This is a genomic window from Enterobacter sp. ku-bf2, assembly GCF_001742765.1.
Classification (GTDB): domain Bacteria; phylum Pseudomonadota; class Gammaproteobacteria; order Enterobacterales; family Enterobacteriaceae; genus Enterobacter; species Enterobacter quasiroggenkampii.
Window position 1 is genome coordinate 1,694,712 of sequence record NZ_MDVW01000001.1, and the last position, 11,643, is coordinate 1,706,354.

An 11,643-nucleotide genomic window follows, 5' to 3' on the forward strand; every position below is an offset into this window, starting at 1 on the left:
AAGGAACCTTTAGAAACTGTCTGGACTTCAGGGTAGTACAGGGCAGTTTTTAAAGGTTTCTGCATTTTGCCCGGTGGCACTACGCTCACCGGGCCTACAGTTTCGTAGGCCGGATAAGCGCAGCGCCATCCGGCAAATTTACTTACGCACTACGCTGCAGCAGCATCGACTTAATATGGCCGATGGCGCGCGTCGGGTTCAGCCCCTTCGGACACACACTGACGCAGTTCATGATGCTATGGCAGCGGAATACGCTGAAAGCGTCACTCAGTCCTTCCAGACGGCTGTCGGTTTCGGTGTCGCGGCTATCGATCAGGAAGCGATAGGCAGCCAGCAGACCGGCCGGGCCGATAAACTTGTCCGGGTTCCACCAGAACGACGGGCAGGACGTAGAACAGCATGCGCAGAGAATACACTCGTACAGACCATCGAGTTTTTCACGCTGCTCAGGAGACTGTAAGTGCTCGCGAGCGGGTGGATTTTGCCCATTATTCAATAAGTAAGGCTTAATCTTCTCATATTGTGCATAGAATTGCCCCATGTCTACCACCAAATCACGCACGACCGGCAGGCCTGGCAGAGGACGGATAACAATTTTCTGACCAGGACGCTGCAACGCTGAAATTGGCGTGATGCAGGCCAGGCCATTTTTGCCGTTCATGTTCACACCGTCAGAGCCACACACCCCTTCACGGCAGGAGCGGCGGAACGACAGGGTTGGATCTTTTTCTTTCAGCTGGATTAAGGCATCCAGCAGCATCATGTCACGACCTTCTTCCGCTTCCAGGGTGTAGTCCTGCATGCGCGGAGCGTCGTCTACATCCGGGTTATAACGATAAACTGAGAATTCGAGTTTCATTATCCTGTCTCCGCATTAGTAAGTACGAATCTTCGGCGGGAACGCCGGACGCAGTTTCGGTTCCATGTTGACACTACGACGCGTCATGGTTTCCGACTCTGGCAGATACAGGGAATGGCACAGCCAGTTTTCGTCATCACGCTCCGGGAAGTCGAAGCGGCTATGCGCGCCACGGCTTTCGGTACGGAAGTTTGCCGACATCGCGGTCGCGAACGCGGTTTCCATCAGGTTATCCAGCTCCAGGCACTCAACGCGCTGGGTGTTGAACTCGCTGGAGGTATCGTCCAGACGGGCATTTTTCAGACGCTCGCGGATCGCTTTCAGCTGCTCAAGACCTTTAGCCATCGCGTCGCCTTCACGGAATACCGAGAAGTTGTGCTGCATGCATTCCTGCAGCGCTTTGCGGATTTCCACCGGATCTTCGCCGTTACGGTTGCCGTTCCAGCGGTTGAGGCGTTCAAGAGAGGCATCAATTTCGTCGTCGGTTGCGTCACGCAGCGCGCCCTGCTCGGCAATGGATTCCTGCAGATGCAGACCCACCGCACGACCAAACACCACCAGATCCAGCAGCGAGTTGCCGCCCAGACGGTTTGCCCCGTGTACGGATACGCAGGCAATTTCGCCCACCGCGAACAGGCCAGGAATGACCACGTCTTCGCCCTGCTCGTTCACGGTCAGCGCCTGACCGGTCACTTTGGTCGGAATACCGCCCATCATGTAGTGGCAGGTTGGGATAACCGGAATCGGCTCTTTCACCGGATCGACGTGCGCGAAGGTGCGGGAGAGTTCCAGGATGCCCGGCAGACGGGATTCCAGCACTTCTTTACCCAGATGGTCGAGTTTCAGCTTCGCGTGTGGACCCCATGGGCCGTCACAGCCGCGGCCTTCACGGATTTCGATCATAATGGAACGCGCCACCACGTCACGACCCGCCAGGTCTTTCGCATTCGGGGCATAACGCTCCATGAAGCGCTCGCCGTGTTTGTTCAGCAGGTAGCCACCTTCACCACGGCAGCCTTCCGTCACCAGAACGCCCGCACCGGCGATACCGGTTGGGTGGAACTGCCACATCTCCATATCCTGCACCGGCACGCCCGCGCGGATAGCCATACCGACACCGTCACCGGTGTTGATGTGGGCGTTGGTGGTAGACTGGTAAATACGGCCTGCACCACCAGTCGCCAGCACGGTAGCGCGGGCTTTGAAGTAAACCACTTCACCGGTTTCGATACACAGCGCGGTACAGCCAACAATTGCGCCATCGGCGTTTTTCACCAGATCCAGCGCATACCACTCGGAGAAGATGGTGGTGTGGTTTTTCAGGTTCTGCTGATACAGGGTGTGCAGCAGCGCGTGACCGGTACGGTCAGCCGCCGCCGCGGTGCGTGCCGCCTGCTCGCCGCCGAAGTTTTTCGACTGGCCGCCAAACGGACGCTGATAGATGGTGCCATTTTCCAGACGGGAGAACGGCAGACCCATATGGTCCAGCTCCAGAATCGCTTCCGGGCCGGTTTTACACATATATTCGATGGCATCCTGGTCGCCGATGTAATCGGAACCTTTTACCGTGTCATACATGTGCCATTCCCAGTTATCTTCATGGGAGTTACCCAGCGCAACGGTGATACCGCCCTGCGCGGACACAGTGTGGGAACGGGTCGGGAAAACTTTAGAGAGCAGCGCACAGCTCTGGCCGCTCTGGGAAATTTGCAGTGCGGCACGCATACCTGCGCCACCGGCACCAATCACAACAGCATCAAATTCTCTGACTGGCAGTTTCATTACACACCCCACACCACAACGAATCCATAAATAACGTAAACCACCAGTGCAACGACAATGGCCAGCTGCAGTGGGAGGCGAATCGCCAGCGGTTTAACGTAATCGGTCAACACCTGCCACATGCCAATCCAGGCATGAATAAGGATGGAGAACAGGGCCAGCAGGGTGAACACTTTGGTGAAGGCGGATCCGAAGAACCCACTCCAGATTTCCCACGTCAGCGTGCCGCTGGTCGCGAAGAAACCGATCATATAGATGATGTAGAGGGTGAGAACGATGGCGGTAGCACGGACCAGAATGAAGTCATGTACGCCGTTGCGTCCTAATGCGGAGGCGTTGCTTACCATACGAGAACTCCTGCGAGAAGTGAAAGCACGACTGTAATCACAAATGAAATGTTAGCGGAGCGTTTTCCGGCTTCGAAGGTTTCTTCCAGGTAGCCAAAGTCCATCAGCATATGGCGAACACCCACCACAACGTGGTACGCCAGTGCGGTCAGAATGCCCCACATGATGAATTTCACGAAGAAGCTGTTCATGATGGCTGAGGCCTGGAGGAATCCTTCAGGGGAAGAGAGGCTGGTGCCCAGTAACCACAGCAGAATACCGACCGCCACAAACGTAATCACACCAGAAACACGGTGCAGAATGGACGCTATTGCTGTTACGGGGAACCGGATCGTTTTGAGATCCAGATTGACAGGTCTTTGTTTTTTCACATTTCTTATCATGAATAACGCCCACATGCTGTTCTTATTGTTTCCTTCCTCCGGACTGCGATGCGGGTCAGACAGCGTTCCTTTTCTATAACTGCGCGTCATGCAAAACAGTGCTTCCAGATGCTTAAACGACACATTACAACGCTGGGTGGCTCGGGATTGCAGGGTGTTCCGGAGACCTGGCGGCAGTATAGGCCGTTCACAAAATCATTACAATTAACCTACATACAGTTTGTCGGGTTTTCTCTGGAACAGTGATCAGGGTCACGATAACAACATCTTTTTAATTTTTAATCATCTGATTTGACAAATGTTAAACAATATTGTTACAAACGTCATCAGAAAAGGCATATAATGCGCAAAAGTTATGAGGTCTCTCTTTCACCTGACAAATAGTTATGTAACAGTGTGATGGTATTGACCGAAGTTATCAGGACAGTTATTAGTGATATACAGGTTTGAATAATTCGGACTGCAAAAACGCTGATTTGCTGTTGTTTCACTGATATTTCATTCGTTTACCTGCAAGGCGCCATAGCTCTGTACCCTGGTTTGTCCTCGTGAGCTGAGCGGTAAGCCAAATAACAATCTGGTAACGGTGATTAACAGCTGAAAGCAAATCCGGTAAAGCGCAGTCTTAAGCATAAGGCGCTAAGGAGACCGTAAATGGCTGATACAAAGGCAACGCTCACCCTAAATGGTGACACTGCTATTGAACTGGATGTGCTAAAAGGCACGCTCGGTCAGGATGTTATTGATATCCGTACGCTGGGTTCCAAAGGGATGTTTACCTTTGACCCTGGATTTACCTCTACCGCATCTTGCGAATCCAAAATCACCTTCATTGACGGTGACGAAGGTATCCTGCTCCATCGCGGCTTCCCTATCGATCAGTTAGCCACCGAATCCAACTACCTGGAAGTGTGCTACATCCTGCTGAACGGCGAAAAACCGACGCAGGCCCAGTTCGATGAATTTAAAACCACCGTGACCCGTCACACCATGATCCATGAGCAGATTACCCGTCTGTTCCATGCGTTCCGTCGTGACTCTCACCCAATGGCGGTGATGTGCGGGATTACCGGTGCGCTGGCAGCGTTCTACCACGACTCCCTTGACGTAAATAATCCGCGTCACCGTGAAATCGCCGCTTATCGTCTGCTGTCCAAAATGCCGACCATGGCTGCGATGTGTTACAAATACTCCATCGGTCAGCCGTTTGTGTATCCGCGTAACGACCTCTCCTACGCGGGTAACTTCCTGCGCATGATGTTCTCCACGCCGTGCGAAGAGTACGAAGTGAACCCGGTTCTGGAACGCGCGATGGACCGTATTCTGATCCTGCACGCTGACCACGAACAGAACGCCTCGACCTCAACCGTTCGTACCGCAGGCTCTTCAGGCGCGAACCCGTTCGCCTGTATCGCTGCGGGCATCGCCTCCCTGTGGGGACCGGCGCACGGCGGCGCGAACGAAGCGGCACTGAAGATGCTGGAAGAGATCAGCACCGTTGAGCATATTCCTGAGTTCGTGCGTCGCGCGAAAGACAAGAATGACTCCTTCCGCCTGATGGGCTTCGGTCACCGTGTTTACAAAAACTACGACCCACGCGCCACCGTGATGCGTGAGACCTGCCACGAAGTGCTGAAAGAGCTGGGTACCAAAGATGACCTGCTGGAAGTGGCGATGGAGCTGGAACACATCGCGCTGAACGACCCGTACTTCATCGAGAAGAAACTCTACCCGAACGTCGATTTCTACTCTGGCATTATTCTGAAAGCGATGGGCATTCCGTCTTCCATGTTCACCGTCATCTTCGCGATGGCCCGTACCGTAGGCTGGATTGCGCACTGGAACGAAATGCACAGCGAAGGCATGAAGATCGCCCGTCCTCGTCAGCTGTATACCGGCTACGAGCAGCGTGATTTTAAGTCTGACCTGAAGCGCTAAAAGTTAAGCCCGGTGGCGCTACCGCTTACCGGGCCTACAAATAAATGCGAAACGTAGGCCGGGTAAGGCGTAGCTGCCACCCGGCTTTTTTACATCTGGCACCCTGGACACCAGTAAAACGGTCTGGAAGAGATCGTAGCCTTCTCAATCACGCCACCGCACCGCTCGCACTTTTTCCCCGCCCGATGAAACACCTTGAACCGGAACAGCGCCCCGTGGTGCTTGTTTTCATCTACGATGCCGCGCGTGTTGTACGACAGCCGCGGGATGTCCAGCAGCGCGTGGGACAGCGCCTCCAGCTGTTCATCGCTCAGCTGAGAGGCTTTATGCTGCGGCGCCAGCCCGACTTCCCAGAGGATCTCCACCCGCAGGTAGTTGCCAAGCCCGGCCAGAAACGCCTGGTCAAGAAACAGGCCGGAAAACTGCCGGTTGCGGAATGTGGGCGATAGCAGTCGGGCTTTCACATCGCTCGCCGTCAGACGCATATCCAGCACGTCCGGCCCCACTCGCTGTAGAAACGGGTGCGTGAGGAGTTGCTCCGGCGTTAACATTTCGATATCAGAGGCGCTATAGAGCAGGATCGCCTTATCGGCCGTTTGCAGCCTGACGCGCAGCACGCGGGTAGTCTGCGGCTGTTCACCCGCCTCCACCACTCGCCAGACGCCGTAAAGCTGGTTATGGCTATATAACGTCAGGTTATGGGAAAAATGCGTCAGCAGCGCTTTGCCGCGCGTTTCAATATGCGTTACCGACTGCCCCACCAGCTGTGATTCAAACGGTTTCAGTTGAGGAAAAGCAAACCAGACCTCCGTCAGCGGTTTGCCCTTTATCGCCGCCTCGAGGCTATCCGCCGCACGGCGGATCTCCGGGCCTTCTGGCATTTTTCTGTCCTTTCATGATTAGTCTGCGCTGACAAGAATGCCCTCTTCAGAGAACGCTGCCCGCAAGCGGCGCGCGAACTGGAGCGCATGCTCGCCATCACCATGTAAACATACCGTATCAGCCTGAACGTGCGCCGATGTGCCATCCACGGCGGTCACTCGCCCGGCGCGCACCATCTCCAGCGTCTGCGCCAGCGCTTGACCTTCGTCCGTTATCAACGCACCAGCTTGCGAACGCGGTACAAGACTGCCATCGGGTTGATAACCCCGGTCGGCAAAGACCTCCTGCCGCGTGGTTAACCCCAGACGCTCGCCGGCGCGAATAAGCTCGCTGCCTGCCAGCCCCACAAGGATCAGCTGCGGGTTGCAATCGCGTACCGCGCGGGCAATCGCCTCCGCCAGCACCGGATCTTTTGCCGCCTGGTTATAGAGCATGCCGTGCGGCTTCACGTGGCGCAGTACGCCCTTCCCGGCGCGAACCATCGCCTCCAGTGCGCCAATCTGGTAGAGCACCTGAGCGTAGACCGTCTCAGGCGGCAGGTCCATCGCGGTGCGGCCAAAGTTTTCCCGGTCAGGGAAGCTCGGGTGGGCGCCAATCGCCACGCCATTTTTGATGGCATGACGCACGCTCTCTAGCATGGTTTGCGCATCGCCTGCGTGAAAGCCGCAGGCGATATTGACCGAGGAGACCAGCGTCATCAGCGCCGCATCGGCGCTGCCGCCCTCGCCCAGATCGGCATTCAAATCAATCTTTACCATCGAGCCTCCACGCCAGCTGTTCGAGATAGCGCTGCTGATCCTGCCGCGCCTTTAGCGCCTCCTCCAGCGAACACTGCACGAAGTGAATCGGCTGTCCGAGGGGAATTTGCGCCAGATGGTAGCGATCGGCTTCAATGATGCAGGCAATTCGCGGATAACCGCCCGTCGTCTGCGCGTCATTCATTAACACGATCGGTTGCCCGTTGCCCGGCACCTGAATAACCCCAGGCAGTAAACCGTGGGAAAGCAGTTCCCTGTCGGTCGTCCGGATCAGCGGCTGCCCCTGCAGGCGGTATCCCATACGGTTACTCTGCGGACTGAGCTTCCACGGCGAGCGCCAGAAGGACTCTTTGGAGGCCTCGTCGAACTCATGATATTCCGGCCCCGGTAAGGCGCGGATCTGGTTTCCCCAGAGAAGTTGTTTCACCCCCTGCGCCGTCGAGAAGTGACGCGAGGAGGGCTTAATCGCCAGGCGATCGCCATCGCGCAACAAGCGTCCTTCGTGACCACCAATCCCGGCTTTCTGATCGGTACTGGATGAGCCCAGCACCTCAGGCACATCAATGCCACCAGCCACCGCGAGATAGCTACGCACGCCGTGCAAAGGACGCTTTAAGGTCAGACGCTGTCCGGCTTTCGCCCGCAGACGCCAGCCGGTCCACACCGCTTTGCCGTCCAGCGTGGCATCACAGCCGGCGCCGGTGAGCGCGAACCACGTCTCCTGACCAAACTCAATGACACACTGGCCGAGCGTAATTTCGAGCGCCGCCGTGCTGCCGGGGTTGCCCACCAGCACGTTAGCGATTTCCAGCGCAGGACGGTCCAGCGCGCCACAATAGCTCACGCCCGACTGGCGCATGCCAAAGCGGCCGGCATCCTGTACGGAGGTATAAAGCCCGGCGCGAATAAGCGTTAACATACCCCCTCCTTCTGCGGGATAAAGCGAAGGGTATCGCCCGGGCGCAGGAGTATTGGCGACGCCAGCCCGGGGTCAAATAACGGGGTGGCGGTATGCCCAATAAGCTGCCAACCACCGGGCGAAGTCAGCGGATATACGCCAGTCTGCTCGCCACCAATCGCGACCGTCCCCGCCGGTACGCTCAGGCGCGGTTCAGCGCGGCGCGGCGTATGCAGCCGGGGAGATAATCCCCCCAGATACGGGAATCCGGGCTGGAACCCCAGGAACCAGACGACGTAATCCACCGAACTGTGCAGCTCAACAACCTGCTTTTCGGTGAGTCCGCAATGGTCTGCGACCACACCAAGATCCGGTCCCCCCGTACCGCCATAAACGACCGGGATCTCAATGGCACGCGATTCCGGTTCCAGCGCCTCGCTCTCTTCCCACCATCGCTGTAAACGTTCAATGGCATCCAGTGCCAGCGTATGCGGACTACGCAGCACCACCGTGATGTTATTCATTCCCGGAATGGCTTCAACCACGTCCGGCAGTTCGACCAGACGCTGGGTTAGCCGCCAGATACGCTTTTGCGTGGCAAGGGTCACCGGCGGCTCGAGCTCCAGAACCACTGCCGTTTCTCCCAGAAGATAACAACGCGCTCGCTGCACTCAGGCACCTCTCATCAGGCCGGATTAGGGATATCAATAAAGGTTACATCCAGATCGGTATTTTCCGTCAGCCACTCGCTGAGGGCACGAATACCGCCGCGCTCGGTGGCATGATGCCCGGCCGCGTAGAAATGCAGCCCCTGTTCACGTGCCGAATGAATGGTCTGCTCGGAAACCTCGCCAGTGATAAAGGCATCGACACCGAAGCGCGCGGCGCTGTCGATAAAGCTCTGCCCGCCCCCGGTGCACCAGGCAACACGCTTCACCGTATCCGGACCGGTATCGCCGCTCCACAGCGGACGACGTCCCAGGCGCGCTTCAATCCACGAGGCCAGCTCCAGTCCGGGAACCGGCATCGCCAGCTCGCCCCACGGCACCAGCGGCTCGATTTCACCCATTACGGTGATCCCCAACAGTCGGGCAAGCTGAACGTTGTTGCCAAGCTCCGGGTGCGCGTCCAGCGGCAGGTGGTAACCGTACAGGTTGATGTCATTTGCCAGCAACGTTTTCAGGCGGTTGCGCTTCATGCCGCGAATAATCGGTGATTCGTTTTTCCAGAAGTAACCGTGATGGACAATCACCGCATCGGCTTCCTGACGGACAGCCTCGTCCAGCAGTGCCTGGCTTGCCGTGACGCCGGTGATAATTTTCTGCACCGTTTCGCGCCCTTCTACCTGCAGGCCATTTGGACCGTAGTCGCTAAAGGAGGCGGTATTGAGTTTTTCGTTAATCAGGCGTTCCAGTTCGCTGTTTTTCATCATCACTCTCTTATGCTTTGCGGGCCGCTTCGTACGCTGCCAGCGTGGCGACACGCGCCTGTTTATGGTCAACGATCGGACGGGGATAATTCAGTTTTACACGCTGTTTATCCGCCCATGCCCACGGTTCGTGGATCGCTTTAGCCGGTATCTCTTTTAGTTCAGGGAGCCAGCGGCGGATAAACTCGCCGTTCTCATCAAATTTTTGTCCCTGAGTGGTTGGATTAAAAATCCGGAAATAGGGAGCCGCATCGGTGCCCGTAGAGGCCGCCCACTGCCAGCCGCCGTTATTCGCGGCGAGATCGCCGTCGATCAGTTGAGAAATAAAATAGCGCTCTCCGATACGCCAGTCGATAAGCAGATCCTTCACCAGAAAGCTCGCGGTAATCATTCGCAGGCGGTTGTGCATCCACCCCGTCTCATTGAGCTGACGCATCGCGGCATCAACAATCGGATAGCCCGTCTCCCCTTTTTTCCAGGCCTGTAAAAGTGCCTCATCATGCTGCCATTTTACGTTGTCGGTCCAGGGAATGAACGGACGATGCTTACAGAGATCGGGATGATACGTCATCAGATGGCGGTAGAACTCACGCCAGATAAGCTCGTTCAGCCAGACAGAACCGGTGCCCCCATCCAGCGCCTGCGGCTGCTCGGCCAGAAGACGGTGTAAACACTGGCGAGGAGAGATCGCGCCCAGCGCCAGACAGGCCGACAGGCGGCTGGTGCCCTCGATGGCCGGAAAATCCCGCCGCGCGTCGTAGTTGGCCGCGCCCTGTTTGCAAAACTGGCGGAGCTGCGCGATGGCCGCTTTTTCATCGGCGGGGAACAGCGCTTTGTCAAACGGCTCCTGAGGGTAGTCAAACGTCAGTTCAGACAGGTCCTTCAGGGGTTCGCCCCTCGCGGCAGGCGCGGCAACGCACTCCGGCAGCGACTCTTTCAGACGCTTGATAAAGGCATTTTTAAACGGAGTGAAAACTTTATACATCTCACGGTTGCCGGTCATCACGCTGCCCGGCGCCAGCATCACGCTGTCATCAAATCCTTCACAGACCACATCCTCCAGCATCTTCTCCAGCTGACGGTCGCGCTGCTGCTCGTTGAATTCGTACTGATAGTTGTAAAAAAGATGCGTGACGTTGTGCTGCTTACAGGTCTCCTGCACCGTCTGCAGCTGAGCGGCAAAATCACTTACCTCTTTATAAATCAGCGGTATGCCTTTTCCGGCAAGCGAATGCTGCAGATCGGTCAGATACGCACGCAGCAAGGCCGCCTGGCGTGGCGCCATATCATGCTGCCGCCACTGCTCGGGCGTAGCCACAAACAGAGCCAGTACGTTAGCGTCTTTGGCGCGGCAGGCCGCCGCCAGGGCGATGTTGTCATGTACGCGCAGGTCCGCGCGAAACCAAACCAGATGGGTGGGCATAAAACTCCAGGCAAATATCCATTATGTCCGTAAGGGCATGCCGTAAAAGGAAAAAGCATGCATTGAACTACTTTGCCATGAAGTGTAGACGGGATGAAATAAAAAAGGCCGCCCAAGGCGGCCTTAACGCTACTTGTCCTGCGCTATCGTGGTAAATGCAACAAACCCGATCGGTTCATCACTTTTGACAACGAGTACGCTGGCGACAATGAACGCGATGCAAAAATAGCGTTTCATTATGCGGTCCCTGCTGCTAACCGCTCCACCGTTCACCACCGGTGATAAATCGGTGGACACAAGCTCTGACGAGAGCCTGACTTACGGTTGTGGTCACGCCTTTCCCGGGACCGGTGCCCATGTGCGAGATGGCGGAAAGGGACGCTGCATAGTAGTTGGCCCTGGCGTAAAACGTAATCCACCGAAAAGGTTTTTAAGAATATATTTAGGGAGTTGCAGTTTGATTACTTAAGGACCCGAGATATTCTTTTAAGCCTCTGACGAGGGCTTGAAAACCACCCAACGGACCGCGAATCCGGAGGGACAAAAAAACCGCCACATTGCTGTTGGCGGTTTTTTTATTGCTGTGTGTAGTCTTAGTAGAAGTCGCAGGTCGCTTTCTCGGCCTGATCCATCCATACCGGCTTCTCGCTGGTTTTCGCCCAGACGCGGTGCAGATAGCTATAAAAACGTGCACGATCTTTCCAGAACAGCATCACCGGCAGAGCCAGCACGCCAGCCACTACGGCGAAAGCGCGGCGCATGAACACGATATGAGCCGGAAACTCTTTATAAAGATCCATATTTTTCTCCCCTATAGTTGGCCGGAAACGTCATCCGGAAAATTCAAAATCTGTGACCTGGCTAAAATAATATCGCTTTGTTTGTAATTTTACTACTCATCCGACCACTTATTTTCGTCCGTTTAGCCAAAATTTACACTCGCA

At 56.0% G+C, this 11,643-nt stretch carries 12 protein-coding genes; 1 reads left to right on the top strand and 11 read right to left on the bottom strand.

The window, feature by feature from the left end; translation table 11 throughout:
- Positions 1-142: 142 nt before the first annotated feature.
- The 4 genes from sdhB to sdhC are packed head-to-tail and all read right to left on the bottom strand — an operon-like array spanning position 143 to position 3,386.
- Positions 143-859 carry a succinate dehydrogenase iron-sulfur subunit SdhB gene (sdhB, locus tag BFG58_RS08085; protein WP_008501090.1) on the bottom strand — a complete coding sequence of 239 codons (717 nt, stop codon included), beginning with the start codon at positions 857-859 and terminating at the stop codon, positions 143-145.
- A gap of 15 nt (positions 860-874) precedes the next feature.
- Positions 875-2,641 (bottom strand): succinate dehydrogenase flavoprotein subunit, encoded by a 1,767-nt coding sequence (sdhA, locus tag BFG58_RS08090; protein ID WP_008501089.1) that lies wholly within the window; start codon positions 2,639-2,641, stop codon positions 875-877.
- On the bottom strand, positions 2,641-2,988 hold the full coding sequence (gene sdhD, locus BFG58_RS08095) for a succinate dehydrogenase membrane anchor subunit (RefSeq protein ID WP_008501088.1): 348 nt from the start codon (positions 2,986-2,988) through the stop codon (positions 2,641-2,643). Before sdhD ends, sdhA begins: the two co-directional genes overlap by 1 nt.
- Positions 2,982-3,386 (bottom strand): succinate dehydrogenase cytochrome b556 subunit, encoded by a 405-nt coding sequence (gene sdhC / locus BFG58_RS08100; RefSeq protein ID WP_020684965.1) that lies wholly within the window; start codon positions 3,384-3,386, stop codon positions 2,982-2,984. The genes sdhD and sdhC overlap by 7 nt, the downstream gene beginning before the upstream one ends.
- 639 nt (positions 3,387-4,025) lie before the next feature.
- Here sdhC and BFG58_RS08105 point away from each other — a divergent pair.
- Complete coding sequence (locus tag BFG58_RS08105) at positions 4,026-5,309, top strand: citrate synthase (protein ID WP_045909567.1); 1,284 nt, start codon at positions 4,026-4,028, stop codon at positions 5,307-5,309.
- Between the two features lie 89 nt (positions 5,310-5,398).
- Here BFG58_RS08105 and nei read toward each other — a convergent pair whose 3' ends face one another.
- From nei to BFG58_RS08140, 7 genes are all read right to left on the bottom strand, one after another.
- On the bottom strand, positions 5,399-6,190 hold the full coding sequence (gene nei, locus BFG58_RS08110; RefSeq protein WP_045909568.1) for an endonuclease VIII: 792 nt from the start codon (positions 6,188-6,190) through the stop codon (positions 5,399-5,401).
- A gap of 18 nt (positions 6,191-6,208) precedes the next feature.
- Positions 6,209-6,949, bottom strand: coding sequence for a 5-oxoprolinase subunit PxpA (gene pxpA / locus BFG58_RS08115; protein WP_069719601.1), 741 nt, complete (start codon positions 6,947-6,949; stop codon positions 6,209-6,211).
- Entirely contained in the window at positions 6,936-7,868 is a 933-nt protein-coding gene (gene pxpC / locus BFG58_RS08120; RefSeq protein WP_048026969.1) for a 5-oxoprolinase subunit PxpC, read from the bottom strand. The genes pxpA and pxpC overlap by 14 nt, the downstream gene beginning before the upstream one ends.
- Positions 7,862-8,518: a 5-oxoprolinase subunit PxpB gene (gene pxpB / locus BFG58_RS08125; protein ID WP_045909571.1), complete on the bottom strand. Its 657-nt coding sequence runs from the start codon at positions 8,516-8,518 to the stop codon at positions 7,862-7,864. The genes pxpC and pxpB overlap by 7 nt, the downstream gene beginning before the upstream one ends.
- 14 nt (positions 8,519-8,532) lie before the next feature.
- Entirely contained in the window at positions 8,533-9,276 is a 744-nt protein-coding gene (locus BFG58_RS08130; RefSeq protein WP_069719676.1) for a type 2 GTP cyclohydrolase I, read from the bottom strand.
- A gap of 10 nt (positions 9,277-9,286) precedes the next feature.
- Entirely contained in the window at positions 9,287-10,699 is a 1,413-nt protein-coding gene (gene phrB / locus BFG58_RS08135) for a deoxyribodipyrimidine photo-lyase (RefSeq protein WP_069719602.1), read from the bottom strand.
- Positions 10,700-11,292: 593 nt separating this feature from the next.
- Positions 11,293-11,499: a YbfA family protein gene (locus BFG58_RS08140; RefSeq protein WP_008501079.1), complete on the bottom strand. Its 207-nt coding sequence runs from the start codon at positions 11,497-11,499 to the stop codon at positions 11,293-11,295.
- Positions 11,500-11,643: the final 144 nt, after the last annotated feature.